This window comes from Motiliproteus sp. SC1-56, from assembly GCF_017309075.1.
Lineage (GTDB): Bacteria > Pseudomonadota > Gammaproteobacteria > Pseudomonadales > Balneatricaceae > Motiliproteus.
Genome location: NZ_JAEMGS010000014.1, coordinates 65,426 through 87,030, shown reverse-complemented (window position 1 = coordinate 87,030; position 21,605 = coordinate 65,426). Strand labels below are relative to the sequence as shown.

General features: G+C 64.4%; 13 protein-coding genes. All 13 read left to right on the top strand.

From position 1 onward, the window contains the following. Nucleotide 1: 1 nt before the first annotated feature. The 13 genes from JGZ97_RS14950 to JGZ97_RS14890 all read left to right on the top strand — a co-directional run bounded on the left by JGZ97_RS14950 (nucleotide 2) and on the right by JGZ97_RS14890 (nucleotide 21,307). Complete coding sequence (locus JGZ97_RS14950; RefSeq protein ID WP_207063477.1) at nucleotides 2–1,078, top strand: PilN domain-containing protein; 1,077 nt, start codon at nucleotides 2–4, stop codon at nucleotides 1,076–1,078. Then, complete coding sequence (gene gspM, locus JGZ97_RS14945; protein WP_207063476.1) at nucleotides 1,075–1,656, top strand: type II secretion system protein GspM; 582 nt, start codon at nucleotides 1,075–1,077, stop codon at nucleotides 1,654–1,656. The genes JGZ97_RS14950 and gspM overlap by 4 nt, the downstream gene beginning before the upstream one ends. Further along, on the top strand, nucleotides 1,653–2,132 hold the full coding sequence (locus JGZ97_RS14940) for a hypothetical protein (RefSeq protein ID WP_207063475.1): 480 nt from the start codon (nucleotides 1,653–1,655) through the stop codon (nucleotides 2,130–2,132). The genes gspM and JGZ97_RS14940 overlap by 4 nt, the downstream gene beginning before the upstream one ends. 202 nt (nucleotides 2,133–2,334) lie before the next feature. Further along, entirely contained in the window at nucleotides 2,335–4,464 is a 2,130-nt protein-coding gene (gene gspD, locus JGZ97_RS14935) for a type II secretion system secretin GspD (RefSeq protein WP_207063474.1), read from the top strand. A gap of 500 nt (nucleotides 4,465–4,964) precedes the next feature. Next, on the top strand, nucleotides 4,965–5,714 hold the full coding sequence (locus tag JGZ97_RS14930; protein WP_207063472.1) for a response regulator transcription factor: 750 nt from the start codon (nucleotides 4,965–4,967) through the stop codon (nucleotides 5,712–5,714). Nucleotides 5,715–6,045: 331 nt separating this feature from the next. Then, entirely contained in the window at nucleotides 6,046–12,282 is a 6,237-nt protein-coding gene (locus JGZ97_RS14925) for a hypothetical protein (protein WP_242521808.1), read from the top strand. Nucleotides 12,283–12,534: 252 nt separating this feature from the next. Continuing rightward, nucleotides 12,535–14,619 carry a YncE family protein gene (locus JGZ97_RS18550; protein ID WP_207063470.1) on the top strand — a complete coding sequence of 695 codons (2,085 nt, stop codon included), beginning with the start codon at nucleotides 12,535–12,537 and terminating at the stop codon, nucleotides 14,617–14,619. 77 nt (nucleotides 14,620–14,696) lie between these two features. Then, nucleotides 14,697–15,473: an SCO family protein gene (locus JGZ97_RS14915; RefSeq protein ID WP_207063469.1), complete on the top strand. Its 777-nt coding sequence runs from the start codon at nucleotides 14,697–14,699 to the stop codon at nucleotides 15,471–15,473. After that, nucleotides 15,470–16,201 carry an SCO family protein gene (locus tag JGZ97_RS14910; RefSeq protein ID WP_207063468.1) on the top strand — a complete coding sequence of 244 codons (732 nt, stop codon included), beginning with the start codon at nucleotides 15,470–15,472 and terminating at the stop codon, nucleotides 16,199–16,201. Before JGZ97_RS14915 ends, JGZ97_RS14910 begins: the two co-directional genes overlap by 4 nt. A 16-nt stretch (nucleotides 16,202–16,217) precedes the next feature. Then, nucleotides 16,218–17,819, top strand: coding sequence for an ABC transporter substrate-binding protein (locus tag JGZ97_RS14905; RefSeq protein WP_207063467.1), 1,602 nt, complete (start codon nucleotides 16,218–16,220; stop codon nucleotides 17,817–17,819). A gap of 95 nt (nucleotides 17,820–17,914) precedes the next feature. Beyond that, the gene (locus JGZ97_RS14900; protein ID WP_207063466.1) at nucleotides 17,915–18,994 is read left to right on the top strand and encodes a peptidylprolyl isomerase; all 1,080 of its coding nucleotides are present in this window, start codon (nucleotides 17,915–17,917) and stop codon (nucleotides 18,992–18,994) included. Between the two features lie 311 nt (nucleotides 18,995–19,305). After that, nucleotides 19,306–20,043 carry a FadR/GntR family transcriptional regulator gene (locus tag JGZ97_RS14895; protein ID WP_207063465.1) on the top strand — a complete coding sequence of 246 codons (738 nt, stop codon included), beginning with the start codon at nucleotides 19,306–19,308 and terminating at the stop codon, nucleotides 20,041–20,043. Between the two features lie 67 nt (nucleotides 20,044–20,110). Beyond that, nucleotides 20,111–21,307 (top strand): GAK system CofD-like protein, encoded by a 1,197-nt coding sequence (locus JGZ97_RS14890; protein WP_207063463.1) that lies wholly within the window; start codon nucleotides 20,111–20,113, stop codon nucleotides 21,305–21,307. The last annotated feature ends 298 nt before the right edge of the window (nucleotides 21,308–21,605 follow it).

The window sequence follows — 21,605 nt, the reverse complement described above, 5'->3', positions numbered from 1 at the left end:
GATGGTTGGACTTCGGGAGGTCGGCGGGCGCCTGCGCCGGTTCGGTGTCTGGTGGCGCAACGAGCTGATCGGCCTGATGCCCGACTGGATGCGCCTCGGCGCGCCTTTCGGCCAGTCCAGCGCCTGGCTGGTGCTGGACGAGCGGGATATCCGGCTCGTTCAGCTGGGGACCAAGCCCTGCCCGCAGGCGCCTTCGCTCACCCATCCCGACGGGGACAAGGCCCGCCAGCAGGTCACCCCCCTCAAGCGGGTTTTGCTGCTGCCGCCGGAGCGGGTCTTGCGCCGGCGTGTGGCGCTGCCCCTCGCGGTGGAGAACAACCTGCCGGACGTGATCCGCTACGAACTCGACCGCCTCACCCCCTACCGAGAAGATCAGGTCTATTACGCCTACCGGGTCATGGAGCGGGATGTCGTCGGCCAACAGATTCATCTTGAGCTGTTGCTCTGTCCCCGCGCCGACCTTGATCCCTGGCTGGAAGAACTCAACAGCCACGGCCTCGGGCCGGCCCAGATCACCCTGCGTGAGGCGGACGGCGATGCCATCCTGGACGTTAACCTGTTGCCCAAGGCGCAGCGCCCCCGCGCCTGGCGGATTCCCCAGCTGATCAACTCCGCCTTGCTGGTGGTGGCCCTGGTGCTGCTGGGGCTCTGGCTGCTGCTGCCTCTCTACCAGCTCAACGCGCAGGTCAAGGCGCTGGAGCCCCAGCTGGAGGCCGCCCATGCAGAGGCGAAAGAGGCGCAGGCCCTGCGCAAGAAGCTGGAACAGCTGGGGGATGACATCTCCTACCTGGCGCAAAAGCATCGCGGCGAGGTGAAAAAGCTCGATATTCTTCACGAGCTGACCCTGATCCTGCCGGACGATACCTGGATCCAGCAGCTGCAGATCCAGGGTAAGGAGGTGCTCCTGCAGGGCGAGTCCAGCGCCGCGGCGACAGTGGTGCAGCTGCTCGAAGGTTCGCCCCTGTTGCACCGGGTCCGCTTCCGCTCGCCCGTGGTCCGTGTTGCCGGCACCGATGCCGATACCGATACCGAGCGCTTTCACCTGTCGGCGGAATTAAGGCAGGAGTCCGAGGGATGAGAAACGCCCCGTCTATGCCGTCGCACTCTCGCCTGATCGCCGTCGGCCTGCTGGTCGCTCTGCTGGTGCTGCTCGTGGCCGCCGTGGCGCTGCCGCTGTCCGCTGCCAAGGGGGCGGCCCAGGAGCAACTTGACGACATGGTGCACCGGCTCGACAAGTACCGCGGCATTGCCGCCGGCAAGCCCGGGCTGGAGCAGCAGTATACGCAGCTGCAGGCACAGTACTCCGTGGATGATGCCTACCTCAACCAGGAGACCACGGCTCTGGCCATCGCGGCCCTGCAGGGTATCGCCAAACGCAGAATCGCGGCGGCGGGCGGCGTGGTGAGCAGCATGCAGGCCAACCCGGTGCGGGAGGAGGACGGTTTTATCCGGGTCAGCATCAGCGTCAAGATGCGCGCCCCCCAGCAGAGCCTGGTGAAGTGCCTCCATGCCCTGGAAAACGGGCGTCCGTCCCTGTTCCTGGGCGGGCTGATGCTGCGTCGGCTCACCAGCGGGGCGGCGTTTCGCAGCAACCCCAACCTGCAGATGGACGTGCGCTTTGACCTGGCCGGTTACATGAAGGCGGAGGGGGTATGAGAACGCCCCTGACCGATCGCCTGACCTGGGTCCTGCTGGCGGTCTGCGCGTTGCTGGCGCTGGCACTGGTGAATTCGCTCAGAGAGCCGGGGCCCGCGCTGGAAGCCCGGGAGTACGCGCACAAGCCGGTGGCGCTGGAGGGGGTGGTGAAAATCGAGCCGCCGCCGCCCTTGAGCGCCTACCAGGAAATCACCGCGCGCCCCCTGTTTGTGGAAGGGCGCAGGCCGCCGGTCACCGAGGCGCAGGCCGTGGCCGGCGCCAGCTTACCCTTTCTTCTGGAAGGGATCGTGATCACCTCCGGCGAAAAGGCGATCCTGGTGAGAAAAAACAGCGGGGACAAGCTGCAGCAGTTGCGCGAAGGGGAGGGGTTGTCAGGCTGGACGCTGGAGGAGATTACCGCCAACGAGGCGAGTTTCAGCAGCGGCAGCCGGGAGCAGCGGCTGGTGCTGAAAACGGCGCCTGCGGCGAAACCATGAACGGCAACTCGGGCGTCGCTGGCCGAAAAAATGCGCGGATATGCCGCCATTTTTCGAAATATTTCCCTTCTGATTTGACCATTTGGGTCTTGGTGTTAGGTTTACCTTTAAGTCTACAGGGAGACGTGATGTGCTGATGATGGCGTGCCGGGATCGAATTTTCGTTGCTGCCCTGACACTCTTATTAGGCGCCTGTGAGTCTTTGCACGAACGTTCCTGGAGCACAGAGCCCGACGCCATTTATGACACCTACGGCTCCCAGGCGTCCTCCGCGTTACCCTCCCGACCGGCGTCGCAGTCCCCCCCGGAAGCGCCGCGCTGCGAGATCTGCAACGCCTATGACGGCTCGGAACCGTCCATCTCGGCTGCCCCGCTCAAAGGGGGCGTCATTCAAAAAGGCACCGATCACTTCGTTGGTGCAGCCGGGCGCGCCAAGGCCGAACCCGAGAGCGGCGAAAAGGTGACCTTGAACTTTGAAAAGGCCGATCTTCACGACGTCGCCGGGTTTATCCTGGGTGAGCTGCTGAAGCAGAACTACGTCATCGATCCGCGGGTCCAGGGCAAGGTCACCCTCAACACCAGTGAACCGGTCGCCACCGACAAACTGCTGGCGGTGCTTGAAACCCTGTTGCAGGTTAACTCCGCGGTCCTGGTTAACGCCGATGGCCTCTACAAGGTGGTGCCCGCCGGCAGCGCCATGCTTTCCGGGGCCGCCACGAAACTCGGCCAGCAGCCCCGGGCCGAAGCCGGATACAGCATCCAGGTGGTCCCGCTGCACTACATGACGGCGGCGGAAATGGTGGCCGTGCTCAAGCCGGTGACTCCCCCGGGGGTGATCATCGAGGGCAGCAACAGCCGCAACCTGCTGATCATCTCCGCACCCCGGCAGAACATGGTCCAGTTGCTGGAGATGGTCCGCATGTTCGACGTGGACTGGATTCGCGGCCTCTCGGTGGGGCTCTATCCCTTGAAGCACGCCGCCGCCTCCTCGGTTATCAATGAGCTGGAAAAAATCTTTTATCGCACCCCGGGCCGGGGCGACGGGATGGTGAATTTCGAGCCCATCGAGCGGCTTAACGCCGTGTTGGTACTCAGTAAACAATACCGCTACCTGGAGCGCGCCCAGGCTCTGATCGAGCAGCTGGACCAGGGAAGTTATGCCCAGGGCCGGCACCTTCGTATCTACCCGGTGCGAAACGGCAAGGCGGAGTATTTTGCCGGCCTGCTCCAGCAGCTGTTTCCCGATGTCGAGGAGCCGGGTACGGCGTCGGTGGCGGCAGGGTTGCTGCCCGAGGAGGCGCCGCGGCTGGAGGCCGGGGCAGAGCCTGCTTTGATGAACGGCGCAGCGCCGATGTCGGCCTTCGATGGCGGAGCGCTGGCGCTGCCGGCCGTGGCGGCCGCGTCCCAGATCGGGGAGAACCGTGACACCGTCACCATTATTCCCGACCAAGCCAACAACAACCTGCTGGTGATGGCGACCGGGGCGGACCACCGCACCATCGAGGCCGCCCTGGAAAAGATGGAGATTCGTCCCCGCCAGGTGCTGATCGAGGCGACCATCGCCGAGGTCTCCCTGACCGACAGCCTGGCCTACGGCCTGCAGTGGTTTATCAAGCACAACCTCGGCAGCTACGACGGTCGCTCCTCCTTTGGCGACTTCAGCAGCCTGGGGGGCGGTTTCACCACCGTGTTCAGCAAGGGCGGGGACATCCGCCTGCTGTTCGACGCCCTGGCCAGCAGCTCCAAGCTGAAGATTCTCTCCTCGCCGCAGATCCTGGTGATCGACAACCAGGCCGGCAATATCCGGGTGGGGGACTCCATCCCCATCGTCAGCCGCCAATCCCAGGGGGTGCAGGATATCAACGCGCCCATCACCCAGGAGATCGAATACCGCGACACCGGGGTGCTGCTGCAGGTGGTTCCCCATATCCATGCCTCCGGGCTGGTGCGGCTCGAGGTCAGCCTGGAGATCAGCCAGCCGGGGCCGGACACCTTTGCCGGCGGTAATGTCTCCTTCATTCAGCGCACCATCGACAGCGCCGTGGTGGTGCAGAGCGGCGAAACCATTGTGCTGGGCGGCCTGATCCTGGAAAACGGCACCTACGGCAACTCCGGCGTCCCCTGGCTGCGGCGGGTGCCCCTTGTCGGCCCCCTCTTCAGCCGTACCGCAGACGAGGGCCGTCGCACGGAGCTGATGATTACCCTGACGCCCCAGGTGGTGGAGACCCAGGCGGATGCAGAAGCGGTCACCGAAGAGCTGCGCCACCGCCTCAAAGGGTTATATGAAATAAACGTTCCTTATCAAACCGCCACTGGCGACGACCGCTCATAATCCCCGTCACGGCGGGCTTTTTGCCCGCTCCCCCGCTTCCTTCCCCGCGCTCATTTCTTGCAAATGTTCCCCTGCAGGCGACAGCCGGCGCCGGGTAGGCTTCCTTGTTAGATGGCGATCGCTGTGATATATATCACTTGTATTAAATGCTCTCAGGAAAAAAGACCTTTCTCAAAAATGGGATAAAATTTCCCGGGATTGGTAAAATAAGCGCAGGGCTTTGTGCGCCACGTTGGTCCCACGTTGGTCTAAGTGGCGAACAAAAAACGGGCTTTTTTTTTTCCAGGTTGCGCCGGCGGCAAAGGGGTCGGCTGGTGCATAAATTGCAGTTCCTTAAGATCAGGAACGGTGACCCGATTGACCCGCAGTTTAACCACTAAACTTGCTTCGGATAGGGTGACCTTGCGCTTAAGGAAGTAGTGGCGCCCCAGGGGCGGCCTAAGGATGTAGCCAAGAAGAAGTAAGAGAGCGCAGGGACAACGAAGCAAGGAAGCAGGCCCATGAATGTATTACTGGTCGTGAAAGACTCCGCTCTCGAATCGATGCTGGGCCGCTTTGCCAAGGCGCACCACTGGTCGCTGAAGACGGCGCCAAACGGGGAGGCGGCCCAGATCCTTTGCCGCAACTTCAGACCCCACGTCATTCTCCAGGACAGCGACAGCCTGTATACCGCCAGCGGTCATCTGGTGCGCCAGATCAGCGACGAAAACGACATTCCCTCCCTCCTGCTGGTGCCGCCGGACAAGGTCAGGCAGTTTACCGGCTACGTGCTGAACGATTTCGACGAGTTCCTGATCAAGCCCTTTGATGTCGACGAGATGAACGCCCGCATTCGGCTCGCCATGGTGAAGCACCGCGAGCCGGCGATGCAGCCGATCCCGGTTGCCTCCGAGCCGGCGAGCGAAGAGCAGGAGCTGGAGTTCGGCCCCTTCTGCTTCGATCCCGATCAGAAGCGCATCTTTGCCTTTGACACGCCCCTCAAACTGACCCCCAAGCAATACCTGCTGCTCTACACCCTGCTGGAAAGCCACGGGCGTCTGCTCTCCTGTAAGGAGATCATCGAACACCTCTGGCCCGATTCGCAGCGGGCCGCCGCCAACGATGTACAGCAGTACATCCACCAGCTGCGCCGTAAGCTCGGCGCCGCTGGCCTGTCTGACCAGTGTATCCGCAACGAGAAAGGCTTTGGCTACGGGCTTGCCTGCCCCAGTTGTGACAAAACCAACTGCTCGAAAGGTGAGCAGGCCTGAGCCGCCGCTTCTCTCCGCCGCGATCAGTTCTCATCCGCGAGCGGGTCTCGGACCAAGGGCCCGCCACGTGCGCTTCCTAACGATTTGTTTTTAGACCATTGGTTCCGACCCTTGGCCACTTTAATGTTTTTTTAATCCAATCTTAAGCACCGGCCTCGGGCACTTCTCATAAGCTTTCAATACACGAAACCGCGGAGGTCCATCTGCCGTTTTCGTACGTTGGTGGCGTCTGGAAGCCAAGAAGGATTCGGGCACCGAAGCAAAGGAAGTTCACAAGCAAAGGTGAACGCACATGAGAAAAGGAAACAAACATTCTCCGCCACGAAACTTCTTGTTAACCGGCTTGGCGCTGCTGGGTTCGGCCTTTGGTCTGGGCCAGAGCGGCGTCGCGCAAGCGGCCGAGTGTACCGCCGCGAACACGGTGACAGCGAATGTGGTGGCTTTCGATACCCTCATGATCCACAACCGCCTGGGGGCGCAGAATCCGAACTGGATGATGTATGCGCTGCGTCGGGACGTGGTCGAGGGTGTAGGCAATCAAAACCCAGTCTTAGGAGGAGCGCCCAGTCCAACCGCCGGTTTGCCGGAGGCGGCGGGCGGCGTCTTGTCGCCGGGCAACGTCTCACTGCGGCCTGACAAGCGGCCCCGCCCCATCGCCCTGCGCGTCGCGGTCGGCCAGTGTCTTAAAGTCAACTTTCAGAACCTGCTCGCCCAGAATGCGAACCCGTTCAACGCCTTCCAGGATGCCCTGCTGATCAACGATCAGGTCAAGACCCGCTTTGTCGGGGTGCACGTTGCCGGTATGTCCCTGGCAGACAACATCGCCAGCGATGCCAGCTTTGTAGGCCAGAACGCCAACAGCGCGGTCGCCCCGGGCGGCACCGCCACCTACACCTATTACGCTGAAAAAGAAGGCTCATTTGTGCTCTCCAACCCCAGCGCCGCCATCGGTGGCGAGGCCACGGGGGGCAACAACTCCATCGGCCTGTTCGGTGTCGTGACCGTGCAGCCGCCTGAAGCGAGCTTCTACCGCAGCCAGGTCTACGAGGAGGAGATGCGCTTAGCGGCGGATGCCGACCTGGACGGTCTGGTCGATGCGACCACCGCCCAGGGGCACCCGGTCATTGACTACGAGGCGCTCTATCCCAACCAGGAGCCCTGGATCAGCGAGGGTAAGGCCAACCTGCCCATTCTCAACATGCAGTGCAACCAGGCGGCCGCGGCCACCGGGGCCTGTGTGCTGAATGAGCTGGTGCATTCGGAGATCAACGCCATCATTGTCGGCCCCAACGCCGACGGCAGCTTCCCCGATTCCACCTACCCGCTGGAAAGCGTCGGGTTGCGCAACCCCACGGTGCCGAACCGGCTGGAACCCTTCCGCGAGTTCGCTTCCATCTGGCACGATGAAGGGGCCGCGGCCCAGGCGTTCGAAGGCTTCTTCAAGCACCCGGTGGTGGGTCACACCCTGCACGGCGTGCGTGACTCCTTCATGATCAACTACGGCTCCGGCGGTATCGGCGCTGAGATCATTGCCAATCGCCTGGGTGTCGGCCCGATGTACGACTGCCTCGGTTGCGCCTACGAGGAGTTCTTCCTCTCCGCGTTCACCGTTGGTGACGTGGCGGTGCTGGTAGACACCCCGGCCAACGTGGGTCTGGAGCAGGTCACCCCCGAGCAGGTGGCGGCACAGGATCCGGCGCTTCTGCCCTTTATCGGGCCCAAGGCGACCACGGCCCTGTACCAGGACGACCCGGCCAACGTGCACAACAGTTACACCGGGGACTTTATCAAGTTCCGTAACGTGCACGCCGGTCCCAAGGAGCAGCACGTCTTCCACCTGCACAACCACCAGTGGCTGTTCAACGCCAACGACGACCGTTCCAACTACCTGGACGCCCAGGGCATCGGCCCCGGCTCCACGTATACCTACGAGATCGCGTTCGGCGGATCGGGCAACCGCAACAAGACCGCAGGGGATGCCATCTTCCACTGCCACTTCTACCCGCACTTTGCCCAGGGGATGTGGTACATGTGGCGGATCCACGACGTGACCGAGACCGGAACCGTTCTGGCGGCTTCCGTCGCCGGTGGCGCCCGGTATCACACCGCGCCCTTCGCGCTCGGCTCAAGCCAGCCCGCGCTGCAGGCGGACGTCAACGCGGCCGGTTTGCAAAACGTCAGCCTGACCGGACTGGACCCGCTCTCCACCCGCACCCGTGCCCATCCCGACGGGGAGATCCTGGCCGGTGTTCCGATCACCGCCACCGTTCCGATGCCCGGCAAGCCCATGGCACCCATGCCCGAGGCGGATGTCGTGGTCATCACCAAGAACGTGGACCCGGGTAAGGACAACGACCCGCTCACCCTGGGCATTCAGGACCTGCCGGACTCCAGCCAGAGCCACGTGCTCCGTCCCACCGACGGCAGCCCCGTGGGCAACCCGGGTTACCCGTTCTGGGTGGCCGGTGTTGAGTGTAACGGCGATCCCGTCAACTGCGACGCCGGTGTTGTCGGACAGCGGGCGCCCACGCCGCCCCTGGACATGCTCACCCAGGCCGAGGCGAACGACCTGCTGACGAACGATCCGTTCTACCAGGGCCTGGCGGCAGCCGACCCCTTGTTCAGCACCGCGTTTGTCAACGCAGCCGGTGGCTATAACGGCGGTCTGCCGCGGCACTCCATCGACGGCTGTAAGGCGGCCGCCTCGGCGGATCCCGCTGCCGCGGTGTTCAGCTGCACCGCCGCCCCGGCCCTGCACGATGTGGGCAATCTGTTCGTCTCGGCCGAGACCCGGATTGACTTCCACAAGGAGGTGCTCAAGGCCAAGGGCGTGATCTACCCGGAAGAGGGTACCGACCTCGAGAAAGCCGCCATGGGCTTCCACGCCCAGCGCAACCATGCGACCACCGCGCTAAATCTCGACGGGACCCAGGCAGCCGGCACCTTCGTGCTCAACGGTCTGCCCCCGGTACCGGGCGCGCCCTTCCAGGACCCCTGTGTCTCGGACTCCGGGCAAGCCCTGGTGGGTGGCCAGCCGGCCGACTTCTACGATGCCCAGGGTTTCTTCCCGGGACCCATTCCCGCGGGCCGGGCATGGGATGAGCCGTTCGTCTACGCGGCGGCCAACATCCAGATCGACGCCGTGTTCAACAAGGCCGGTTATCACTACCCGCAGCAGCGGATCATCGCTCTCTGGGGTGACGTGATGCCCACCATCAACAAAGAGAAGGCTCCCGAGCCTTTCGTCATGCGTCTGAACTCCTTCAACTGCGCCAAGTTCCAGCATTCCAACCTGGTGCCCAAGGAGTTTGAAGTGGACGATTACCAGGTGCGTACGCCGACCGATATCATCGGCCAGCACATTCACCTGCCCAAGTGGGACCTCACCACCGCCGATGGCGCTGGTAACGGCTGGAACTACGAGGACGGCACCCTCTCCCCGGGGATGGTGCGCGAGCGTATCGAGGCCATCAACCACTTCAATGACGAAGCCGCACCGGGTACGCCCCACCTTGTCGCTGGCCCGCACCCCGCGCTGGGCGCCGGTGTCGGTGGCGAGTGGAACGGTGGCCGGGTGACCCTGCAGCGCTGGTTCGCCGACCCCATCGTCGACCGCGACGCCAACGACCGTGGCCTGGGTATCGTATTCACCCACGACCACTACGGTCCCTCGACCCACCAGCAGGTGGGCCTCTACGCCACCCTGTTGGCAGAGCCCGCCGACTCCACCTGGTTGCATAACGAAACCGGGGAAGTACTGGGTGCACGGCAGGCCAATTGCGGCGAGCCGAGCCTGGCGTGTGACGGTGGTCCGACCTCCTGGCAGGCGGTGATTATTCCGGACGGCTTCTCGGCCGCCCAGGGTGAAGTCGCACACCGCGAGTTCTACATGGAGTTCAGTGACTTCCAGCATGCCTATGAAGCGGGCGTCTATGTGGGCGCAGGCCCTGACGGCCGACCCTTCACCGGTGGCGCTGGTGCACCCAGTCACGATGCCCTTGGCGTCAACGTCGCCTTCCCGGTGACCGCGGACTCCTTCCGCAACGCCATCAACCCGTCCTTCCGTCAGGCCACCGGGTCCATCTTCCCGGATCTGGTCCGCTACCCGCCGGTCTGTCCGGGCGGTGCACCGCGGCCCTGTCCGGAAGCGATCTCGGCTGACGACGTCGGTATGCTGGTCACCAACTACCGTAACGAACCGGTCGCGCTGCGGGTCTACGACCCCGACAAGATCGGCCCGGACGGTAATTCGGGCGCCCAAGCCGATGGTCTGGGCGGGGATCTGGCGTTCGCGCTGCAAAGCCGCGAAGACCGGGCTTGCGCGCAGATGAACCGCCAGCCCCAGGCCGGCGAGGTGGCGCAACCCTGTACCGCGATCTTCCCGACCGGTACGCTGCTCGACACCACCTTCCCGCCGCCCATCAACGATCCGGCGGCGCTGAAACCGGGCGACCCCTTCACCCCGATGATGCGCGCCTTTGACGGTGACGTCGTGAAGGTGAAGATCCAGACCGGTGGTCACGAGCACGAGCACAGCGCCACCATCCACGGCGTGAAGTGGGTCCAGGGCAACTCGGGCTTTGGTCCGGACCGCCTCGCCTCCGGCTGGCGTAATGCCCAGACAGCGGGGATTTCGGAGCAGTACACCTTCTTCGCACCGCTGTCCGCCGAAACCACCCAGCGTCGTAACATCGCCGACTACGCCTACAGCGTTGACGCGAGTCAGGATGGCTGGTGGAGCGGCATGTGGGGCGTGATGCGCAGCTACCGGGTGCGCGGTGCCAACCAGCAGGTTCCGGGTGATGAGCAGGCAACCGTTCTGACGGCTTTGCCCAACAATGACCCCAACGAGAACCCGCTGATCGCCAACCGCGGTACCTTTACCGGTGTCTGTCCCAACGACGCACCCGTACGGGTCTACGACATCACCGCCGTACTGGCCAACGATGTGCTGGGCAACGCCCTGGGCGCCACCATTACCGGCGGCCTGCCCGACGGCGCGGACCAGTTCCACGTCGGCGGCCCGCTGGATGCCGATGGCGGTACCCTGGTCTACAACCCGCGCAACACGGTGATTCCGGCCGGTCAGAGCGCAGGTGGGGTGATCCTGCCCCAGCGGGAAGGGCCGCTGCATGATCCGACCGCGATCATGTACGTCCATACCGATGACCTGGTGCCCCTGAGAGGTCCCGACAGGCCCACCCGTCGGCGCGAGACCAATATTCCGGTCCGGCTGCGTGACGGTGCGCCGGTCGAGCCGGTGGTCATCCGCGCCAACGCCGGTGACTGTCTGGAAGTCACCCTGCGCAACCGCCTGCGGGAGGTCATGCCGGATCTGGCCGGTTACAACACCCTGCTGCAGATGGTGGTGCGTGACCGGGCCCGGCTTGACCAGGGCGTGCTGAACCAGGTGACCTTCAATAACAACCTGGTACGTCCCTCCGGCTATGCTGGCCTGCACGCGCAGATGGTCGAGTACGATGTGCTTATCGCTGACGGCCAGCCGGTCGGTGCGAACGAGCACAATCAGGCCGCGCAGTTGGCGGCGCCTGGCGAGTCCATCACCTACCAGTGGTACGCCGGTGACATTCAGGATGTTCCTCTGGATGGCAATAACGCCCGTCGGGTTAACCGTGTGTTCACCCCCGTGGAGTTCGGCGCCAGCAACCTGATCCCGGCCGACAAGGTCAAGCAGGGCCAGAAAGGGATGATCGGTGCGCTGATCGTCGAGCCCCAGGGCGCGGTCTGGGATGACAGCCTGTCCTCCCTGCAGCAGGTGCCCAACCGCCAGTCCGGCGGCGTGGCCACCAACACCGAGCTGGCCAACCGCGGTACCCGTGCCGACCTGACCGTCAACGGACCCGAGGGGACCTTCGAGGACCTGGTGACCATGGTGCACAAGGGCATCAACCATCGCTTCAAGAGCGGTGAAGCCGTGCCCAACATCGCCGGTGAAGGTGTCGGTATCCCCGAGGACTCTCACGACTCCGCCCAGAAAGGGATCAACTACGGCAGCGAGCCTGCCTGGTTCCGCTTCGGCATCCATCCCACCCAAGGGTTTGGCAATGCGGGGGCGCCCAATACCCTGGGTAGCGTCGATGCGGAGCTGATGTTCAGCAACGCCCTGACCGCGGGTGCCGATCCCTGGACACCGGTGTTCGACGTGGCGGCCGGAACCGAAGCGCGGGTACGCCTGCTCGATCCTACCGGGGTGGGCCGCGGTACCGTCTATGACCTGCACGGTCATGTCTGGGCCCGCGATCCCTACCTGCCCGAAGGCGGTGCGGGCTGTCTGCTCAGCGCCGGTGGCCTGGGCGACGGTCGTACTCCGCTGGCAGGCGGTGGCACCGGTTGCGGTCTATCCTCGGTCAAGATCGGGGCGAACCCGCTGTCCATCTTCCTCGGTGGTCAGGAGAGCGTGGTCCCTTCCGGGCACTACGACATCGTGCTGCCCTCGGCCGGTGGCGTGAACGCGGTCTCCGGTGACTATCTGTACCGGGATCACGGCTCCTTCGGTGTCACCGATGGTATCTGGGGTATCCTCAGAGTGGATCCACAACCGCAGTGATTGCTAAACGTGCAATTTGAAAACCGCAACGCAGTAAAGGGGGGAAGGCTTCGGCCTTCCCCTGATCAACGGGTGAGCGCGGGCAAGGAGGTGCCTGCCGCTTACCCTCGCTTTTTTTCGGCCCTTGCCATGGCAGCGCCCTCTGTAACCGGCGCTTTCATGGCAAGGGCCGCTGCGTGCTGATGCCGCCCATCCCCAGTGGCCGCTGCGCGCTCTTTGCCGATGTCGAAAGGGGTTCATGGAGGAATATCTGTGGCTAATCAATCTAAATCCCAACTGCGCCGCCTGACGTATATGCTGGCGCCCCTGGCCTTGTTGCTGATGGGCGGCGGCGGCAGCGCGCTGGCTGCCAACGAAATGCCGATCGAGCCGGCCCGGATCCAGAACGAGGCGGTGCGCAGCGCGGCCACGTCTGGCGGGGAGACCGAATCGGACGCTGGGCAGGCCGGCAGGAACGTGACCCAGCAAATGACCCGCGAAGGGCTCAATATCCAGTTTGACGTGGTGCCGGTGGCCAGTCAGCTGGCCACCGGTCAGCTCACCGAGGCCGATACCGCGGAGGTGCGCTTTACCATCACCGACGCCCAGAGCGGCGAGCCGGTGTCGGGGCTTTACCCGACGGCCTGGATGGACGTCGCCGAATCCTTTGACCAGCTGCACGGCAAGGGCGGCCAGACCATGAGCTGCCGCGACCGGGTCGGCATCTACCTGCAGGGGATCGTGGGGGTACGGCCCCTGATCGACCTCAACAGTTACTTCGTGATGGTGCTCAACCAGGATCCCTCCATCACCGTGATTGATCCCATTCTCGGGGTCCAGGGCCGCACCAACATGTACGCCCAGGTGGTCCTCAAGCGCGCCGGCGCCGACTGGGCCAAGGAAGACGACGAAAAGCGCATGTTCGTGAGCATGCCGGCGGCCGACATGGTCGCGGTGGTCGACCTGGGCAAGTTCGTGGTGAGCCACAATATCGAGGCGGGCGATAACCCCCAGCGGGTGGTCCTGCAGCACGACGAGCAGTACCTCTGGGTCGGCAACGACTCCAAGAAAGAGGGCCGAAGCGGTGTCACCGTAATCGACGCCAAGAGCCTGGAGCCGGTGAAATTCATTCCCACCGGCGAGGGGCACCACGAGATCAGCCTCTCCAGCGACGACAGCCACGCCTTTATCAGCAACCGCGACAGCGGCACGGTCACCGTGGTGGATGTCGCCACCCTGGAGAAGGTGAAGGAGATTGAGGTCGGCACCCCCATCGCCCTGGGTTACAACGCACTGAGCGAGGCGCTTTATATCGCCGACAGCGACAGCGGCGAAATCCGGGTGGTGGACGGCAAGAGCCTGGAGACCCGCACCCGCATCGAGACCGCCCCGGGCCTGGGGCCGATGCGCTTCTCCACCGACGGGCGCTGGGTGTTTGCGGTCAACCCCCATACCGACCAGGTGTTCGTCATCGATTCGTCCACCAACACCGTCGAGTACAGCGTGCCCGTCGAGGGCCGCCCCTTCAGCCTCACCGTCAGCGACGCCTTCGTCTACGTTCGCTCGCTGGAGGACGAGTACGTGCGGATGATCAACGTCAAGGAGCTCGGCCGGCGCGATACCCCGCTGGTGACCAAGTTCGCCGCCGGCAAGGCCGCCCCGGGCAGGGCCCGCGATCTGCCCATTGCCGACCTGATGATGCCGGCGCCGGGCGAGGCCTCGATGCTGGTGGCCAGCCCCGCCGACCTGACGGTGTACTACTACATGGAGGGCATGAACTCCCCCATGGGTAACTTCCGCAACTACGGGCACCTGCCCCGGGCGGTGAACGTGGTGGACCGCACCCTGAGAGAGCGTAACCCCGGCGAGTACTCCGCCAAGGTGAAAATTCCTGCGGCGGGCAACTACGACGTGGTGTTCCTGCTGGATTCCCCCCGCATGCTGCACTGCTTCGAGGCCACCGCCGCGGTCAACCCCAGCCTGAAGAAGTACTATCCGCCGCTGGCGATCGAGTACCTGACCGAGGAGCGCAAGGTGGCCCAGGGGAGCGCCAACAAAGTGCGCTTCAAGCTGATCGAACCCAAGACCCAGCAGCCGCCCGCCGACCTCGAGGATGTGAATGTGCTGTACTACAACACCTCGGGCCGCCAGCGCGACACGGTGCTGGCCAAGTCCATGGGGGATGGCATCTACGAGGCGGAGGTCACCCCCCGTTATCCCGGCGCCTATTACCTGTGGGTATCGGCCCCGTCGATGGGGGTGGGCGCCAAGCAGCTGGATTACTTCTCGCTGATGAGCGTGCCGGACCGCGACGCTTCGCCGACCCCCGTTGGGGATGAAAAGGAGAGCGATGGCTGAGGCCACCGCATTCGTTGGAGAAGGTGGCCGGCGTCAAGCGCACCGGCCACCGGTGATTTAAACAGGGAGGTAAGGCCATGGGAATGAATCCAAGAGGTGTGTTGCTGGGTTTTTCCGCACTCCTGGCCGTATCGCTGGCCGGCACCAGCCAGGCCCACCAGGCCCATGAGGGCCCCGGTGACAGCGGCAATGCCCGAAGCGAGCAGAGCATGTCAGCCCCTGAAGCGGGCGATGGTGACCATGCCCGGCACGGCAAGGCGGGGGCAGATCACTCCGCGCATCAGGGTGTCTTCGACAAGCCCGCGGTGCAGGCCCGGCCGATCACGGTCGATCTGGTGGACATCGATCTGGTGGACCAGGAGGGTCGGGCCCTGAGCTTTGCCCGTGAGGCGGTCGGCGACAAGCTGATCGCGCTGAATATCTTCTATTCCACCTGCACCACCGTTTGTCCTGTCACCTCGGCGATTTTTGCCGAGCTGCAGGATCGGCTGGGGGCGCGGCTGGGAGAGGAGGTTCACCTGATCTCCGTCACCGTGGACCCCACCACGGACACGCCCGCGCGGCTCAAGGCCTATGCCGGCAAGCACGGGGCGAAACCAGGCTGGCTCTGGCTGACCGGCCAAAAACGTGCCGTCGAGCAGGTGCTGGAAGGGCTGGGGCTGTACACCGACGTGTACACCGACCACCCGTCGGCGGTGTTGGTGGGGGATCCGCTCACCGACGAGTGGCACCGCTTCTGGGGCTTTCCCGGCCCCGAACAGATCGACGCGCAGCTGCATCGCCTCGAGGCGGCTCGCGCCAACCCGCAAGGCCATCACCATGGCCAGGATTTTGCTGCAGGGGATAAACCATGATGGACCGTGACGTTATTGCCAAGGAACGCATTGCCGAGGGTTTTGCCCGGCGCCTGATGATGGCGGCGGGCATGCTGTTTGCGATCACCGCCACCCCCTCCTGGGGGCACGATGGCAAGGATCACAGCGCGCCTGTTGACCAGGCCGCCCAGGCTGAGGTTGAGAACGCCGACATTCGGGTGCGGGCATTGCCGTCCGAAGACGGTATCTCCGAGGAGGAGCGGGCCCGCAACTATTTTACCGACCTGCCGCTGGTCACCCAGAACGGGGAGACCGTGCGCTTTTACAGCGACGTGCTCCGGGACCGGGTGGTGCTGATCAACTTTATCTACACCAACTGCGACCAGTCCTGCCCCGTGGTGACCCAGCAGCTGATCCAGGTCCGCAATATGCTGGGCGAACGCTTCGGCAAGGAGATCTTCTTCGTCTCGATCAGCAACGACCCGGAGCGGGATACGCCCGAGGACATGCGCGAGTTCGCCCAGGGGCAGGGTGCCGACGAGGAGGGGTGGTACTTCCTGACCGGTAAGACGGACTACGTGAATCAGATCATTACCAAGTTCGGCCAGTACAGCCCGGTACCGGAGGAGCACTCCAGCCTGCTGCTGGCCGGCAACGTCCAGACCCGGCACTGGCTGAAGCTGCGTCCCAACGAGCCGATGAAATCCCTGCTCTATAAGCTCAACAGCCTGGCCGATGAAAGCACCGCCACGGCCCAGGTGCAATAACCGCTTGGAGTGGAGGATGGTTACCGAGACCGCTGACCGGCGCTGGTTGCTCAAGGCCCTGTCCGCATTGCTGTTGGTGCTGTTACCGGGGCTGGCCTGGTCTGAGCTGACGGAGCAGCAGGCGCGGGGGCAGAAGCTCTACCTGAGCGGCATTTCGGCCCGGGGCAACCCGGTTGAAGCCTACGTGGGGGGGCAGTCCGTGCGGCTGCCGGGCAGCGTGGTGCCCTGCGCCAGCTGCCACGGAGAGGATGGCAGGGGGCGGCCGGAAGGGGGCGTGATTCCCTCTGACATCACCTGGCCGCGGCTGACCAAAGCCTACGGGGTGACCTCCACCTCCAACCGTCGGCACCCGCCTTACGACGAGACGGCGCTGTCGGTGGCGATTGTCGAGGGGGGCGACCCGGCCGGCAACCGCCTGGACTCGGCGATGCCCCGCTACGCCATGGCGACCGAGGACATGGCCGATCTGGTGGCCTACCTGAAGGTGGTGGGGCAGACGATCGACCCGGGCATGTCGGCGGACAGCATCCAACTGGGCTTGTTGATCCCGGCTCCGGCGGCCCCGGATAGCCTGGGCGGCGTCATCAAGGCGGTGTACGAAGCCTATTTCGCCGATATCAACGGGGCCGGTGGAATCTACAACCGCAAGCTGCAGCTGGTCACCGAATCGGCCGCCGCCGAAGGCGAGGTGGTCGCAGCGGCTGAAAGGCTGGCCCGACGGCCGGTGTTCGCCCTGCTGGGCGCGGTGACCGGGGGACAGGGGGCGGCGGTCGGCGCCTTGATGGAGAGCCTCAAGGTGCCCTCCATCGGCCCGCTGGGAGATTACGCAGGGGAGGCCGACAGCCTCGACCGCTACAGCTTTTACCTGCTGGCGGGCACGGGGGTGCAGCAGCGCTCCCTGGTCGATTACGCCGCCGCGACGGCCAAGCGCGCCGATGCGGCGGCCGCGATTCTGCACCCGCGGACCGCGGCCGGTGAGAAGCTGGCCGCGCTGATGGCGTCCCAGGCGGCGTTGCACCACTGGACGGCTATCGAGCGGATCGGCTATGACCCCCGGGACAGCGATCCCCGCATGCTGGTCAAGGCGCTGCGGGATAAAAACGTCGAGACCCTGTTCTTTATCGAGCCTGCCGAGCGCGCCCCGGAACTGGCCTGGACCGGGCTGGCGGCGGCGGCCCGCGAGCAGGGATGGGCGCCGGCGATGTTCCTCTCCGGCCCCCTCGCCGGGCATGGCATTCCCGACCGGCCCAGCGGGTTCGGAGGCGAGCTGTTCTTCGCCTACCCCACCTTGCCCCGCGACCTGAGCCCCGAGGGGCTGCGGGAGTTTCAGCAGTTCCATCGCCGCCACGGGCTCAGTGGTCGTCATCTGCAGCTGCAGATCAGTGCCTATGCGACGGCCAAGTTACTGGCCCGGGCGCTCAAGACGTCCGGTCGCAACCTCAGCCGGGAAAAACTGGTGGCCGTGCTGGAGGATGTCTACCAGTATCAGAACGGTTTGACGCCGCCCCTGACGTTTGGCCCCAACCGGCGCCTGGGGGCTGACGGCGCCTACGTGGTGGGCGTCGATACCGACTCGGGACGGTTTAGTTCGGCCAATTGGGTCGCGCCGCTACGCTAGCGCCGCCTCGCGCCGGGGGGAAAACGGTTCGACGAAAACGCATCAATTCTGAAAGGCTCTATCTCGGAAGGTTCTATCTTGGAAAGGATGACAACATGAAACGCTCCAATACACTCACGACGCTCTGCTATTCCCTTGCCGTATCCGGACTATTACTGGCCGGCGGCAGCCAGGCCGAAACCCAGGCTGAAACCCAGGGTGAGACCATCATTGCCGGGGGCATCGGCAACGCCGGCGGCAAGAAGACGGTGATGGTGAACCGCGTCAATCTCTCCACCGCCATTGCCCGGGTCAACGGCGTCGATATTCACAACAGGCAGGTGGACAGGGCGGTGAAGGCCTATCTGCAGCAGCGCCAGATCGATCCTGGGCAGGCCGTGCAGGGCTCCCCCTTTTACAAGGGCGTCCGCCAGAGCGTCTTGAACGAGCTGATCGGTCAGGAGCTGCTCTGGCAGGAGGCCCAACGAACCAACCGGGTCACCAGCGAGGAGGAGGTGGCGCGGGTGCTGGCCTCCTACACGGAACGCTTTCCCGATCACGAAGCCTTCGTGGCCAGCCTGGAGGCCAACGGGTTTTCCGAGCCCGGCTTTACCGAAAACCTCAGACAGCGGCTCTCGGTTGAGACCCTGATCGAGGAGGCCATCGCCAGCAAGGTGGTGGTGGGCGAGGATGAGGCGAAGGCCTTTTATGCCGAAAACCAGGCCCGCTTTGAGCGCCCGGAGCAGTTTCACGTGCGCCACATCCTGATTCAGCCCGACCCCGATGCTGAAGACGAGGACAGCGCCAAAGCCGAGGCACTGTCGAGCCTTGAGGCCATTCAGGCCGAGCTTGAGGGGGGCGCGGATTTTGCCAAGCTGGCCGAGGAGCACTCCCAGGGGCCTTCAAAATCCAGCGGCGGCGACCTGGGATTCGTTGCCCGGGGGCAACTGGTGCCCGCCTTTGAAGAGGCCGCCCTTGCCCTCGCGCCCGGCGAGGTGTCGGATCCCGTTGAGACCCGGTTTGGCTACCACCTGATCAAGCTGGAAGAGCACCTGCCCGCCGGCCAGCTCGAAGAGGAGCAGGCGCTGGACATGATCAAGCAGCAACTCTTTTCCTCCAAGGTGAGCGAAGCGGTGCAGAAGCGCATGCTGGAGCTCTGGACCGTGGGGACCGTGGAGTTGATGGGGCCGGTATAACCGGCCTCGCTTAAGCGGCCTGGAGCGGGCCTTCCGTTAAGAGCGGGAGGCCCTCTCTTCTCTCAAAAGCGGGCGAGCGGCGGTGTGCCGCCCAACGCCGATCAAAGGCAACCCTACTCACGATTCACCTTTCCGAGACGTACCTGCCCAAGACACCCCTGCCAGCCCTGGCCCTGGCGGCTCATTCCGGGACCCTGGACCTGGGGGAAAGTCTATTTGTCACACAAATAGATAAATACGCTTTGTGGTATAGTGCAGCGGCTTTTGCACACCGCTATTCTTCTCTCAAAGCTCACGAGGATCGCCGTTTTATGGCCATCGACTACCAACCGTTGCAGGCCCAGAGCCTGGCCAAGCAGATTGCCGACCAGTTGCGCGAGGCGATTCTCGACGGGCGCCTGAAGGTGGACGAGCGGCTGCCAACGGAGGAGGAGCTGGCCAGCCGCTTCGACGTGTCCCGGCCCACCATCCGCGAGGCCCTCAAGCGGCTGGCGGCGCAGAACCTGGTGCGGTCCCGCCGGGGACCGGCCGGGGGAACCTTTATCAAGCACCCCTCGGCCGATGAGCTGAAGGCGGCCCTCAGCAATGCCGCCACCCTGATGGTGACCCTGGGGGAGTTTGACCTGGCGGCGGTGACCGAAGCGCGCCGGGCCATGGAGAAGCTCTGCCTGGGGCTGGCGGTTAAAAGGCGCACCGAGGAGGATATCGCCCGTATGCAGGCGCAGCTTGAGCGGCAGCAGGAACCGATCACCGACGAGGCCTTCTGCGCCTCGGACGTGGCCTTTCACCGGGCCCTGGTGGACGCCTCCGCTAACCCGGTGCTGCAGTTCAACATGGTGACGGTGATCGAGGCGCTGCAGCCGCTGATGAACATGATCGCCAACCGCACCCGGGAGCGGCAGGTGATCGTCGATCACCATCGTGAACTGCTGCAGGCGCTCGAGGCGCGGGACCTGGCCCGGGGCGAAGCGGCGCTGGATGCCCTGCTGGACTATCTAGGCGGGCAATTCAGGACGGCCCAGGAGCGTAACGGGGAGGCGCACCGCTAGTGGCACGCCCGTTTCGCCCTTGGTTTACAATGGATGCCGATCCAAGGTATTCGTCAGGGATGTGCGCATGAGTCAGACCGTAACCCTTGCCCGCCGTTATCCGCTGCCCAACCCCTTGAAGCTGGGGCGCTTTCTGAAGGCGCCGGAGCTGGGACCGCGGCCCCTGTTCTTCAGTGGCGGCAGCGCCCTCAACGCCACCAGCCGGGTGCTGAAGCGCTACACCCATAACTCCATTCACTTTGTCACCCCCTACGACTCCGGCGGCAGCTCGGCGGTCCTGCGGCGGGCTTTTGACATGCCCGCCATCGGCGATCTGCGCAGCCGCCTGATGGCCCTGGCGGACGAGGCCCTGGGGGGGCATCCCGAGGTGTTCCGCCTCTTTACCCACCGCTTTCCCAAGGGCGGGCAGCCCGGGCGTCTGGACCAGGAGCTGGCGGCGATGATCGCCGGCGATCACCCCTTGCTGCTCTCCATCCAGGACCCGATGCGACGGCTCATTCGTCACCAGCTGGAGTTCTTCTACCAGGCCCGTCCGGAGGGCTTTGACCTGCGCGGCGCCAGCATCGGCAACCTGATCCTGGCGGGGGGCTACCTGAACAACCATGAGCAGCTCGACCCCATCGTGTTCCTGTTCTCCAAGCTGGTGAACGTGCGCGGTGAGGTGCACACCATCGTCAATGACAACTACCACCTGGCGTGCCGCCTCGCCGACGGTCGCCAGGTGATCGGCCAGCACCTGATGACCGGTAAGGAGGTGGCGCCGCTGACCTCCCCCATCGTGGAGCTGGAACTGAGCGCCCGGGCCGATGAATGGGTGCCGGTCAACTCGGTGCTGCATGCCCGCAAGCGCCAGCTGATTGAGTCGGCGGACCTGATCTGCTTCCCCCCGGGAAGCTTTCATTCCAGCCTTCTGGCCAACCTCCTGCCCCAGGGCGTGGGCCGTGCGGTGGCCGCGGCCGGGGTGCCCAAGGTCTATATTCCAAACCTGGGGCGGGACCCGGAGCAGGTGGGGTTGGGGCTGGTCGCCCGGGTGGAGCGGCTGCTGGCCATGCTCAGGCGCGATGCCGGCGCCCAGACCCCGGTCAGCGACCTGCTGAACCTGGTGATCGTGGACACCGAGCACGGTGATTACGGCGAGACGGTCGACGTGGCGGCGCTCGAGGCGCTGGGGGTGCAGGTGGCGCAGGTGCCGCTGGTTACCCCCGCTTCGGCCCCCCTGATCGACCCCAAACGGCTGGTGGAGGCCGTGCTTTCACTGACCTGAGGCCGGGCGCTCTTGGGCGCTGCACGGAGTTGGTGGCGGCTGCCAAGACAAAGCTGCCGCTGATGGTCCATCAGCCGGGGATCTAACTCACCAATCTAAGTTCCCGTATGCGGACGCTGGCCCGTGAGGAAAGTTAGCCAGTGGCGTGCCCGAAGCCGTCACTTCGCAGTCGTGTCAAGATATCTAAAATGGGCACAGCGTAGATATATGAATATCGGTTAAGGCCAGGAGCAGCCCTAGCGATCACCGGATTTGTTAGATTGTTCGTAAATTGCGAAAGGTCTTCGCGATAAAGCGA

Coding starts and splice junctions, on each gene's coding strand:
- JGZ97_RS14900 (WP_207063466.1), top strand. CDS start 17,915: ATGAAACGCTCCAATACACTCACGACGCTCTGCTATTCCCTTGCCGTA.
- JGZ97_RS14940 (WP_207063475.1), top strand. CDS start 1,653: ATGAGAACGCCCCTGACCGATCGCCTGACCTGGGTCCTGCTGGCGGTC.
- JGZ97_RS14890 (WP_207063463.1), top strand. CDS start 20,111: ATGAGTCAGACCGTAACCCTTGCCCGCCGTTATCCGCTGCCCAACCCC.
- gspM (WP_207063476.1), top strand. CDS start 1,075: ATGAGAAACGCCCCGTCTATGCCGTCGCACTCTCGCCTGATCGCCGTC.
- JGZ97_RS14930 (WP_207063472.1), top strand. CDS start 4,965: ATGAATGTATTACTGGTCGTGAAAGACTCCGCTCTCGAATCGATGCTG.
- JGZ97_RS14905 (WP_207063467.1), top strand. CDS start 16,218: ATGGTTACCGAGACCGCTGACCGGCGCTGGTTGCTCAAGGCCCTGTCC.
- JGZ97_RS14895 (WP_207063465.1), top strand. CDS start 19,306: ATGGCCATCGACTACCAACCGTTGCAGGCCCAGAGCCTGGCCAAGCAG.
- JGZ97_RS14915 (WP_207063469.1), top strand. CDS start 14,697: ATGGGAATGAATCCAAGAGGTGTGTTGCTGGGTTTTTCCGCACTCCTG.
- JGZ97_RS14950 (WP_207063477.1), top strand. CDS start 2: ATGGTTGGACTTCGGGAGGTCGGCGGGCGCCTGCGCCGGTTCGGTGTC.
- JGZ97_RS14910 (WP_207063468.1), top strand. CDS start 15,470: ATGATGGACCGTGACGTTATTGCCAAGGAACGCATTGCCGAGGGTTTT.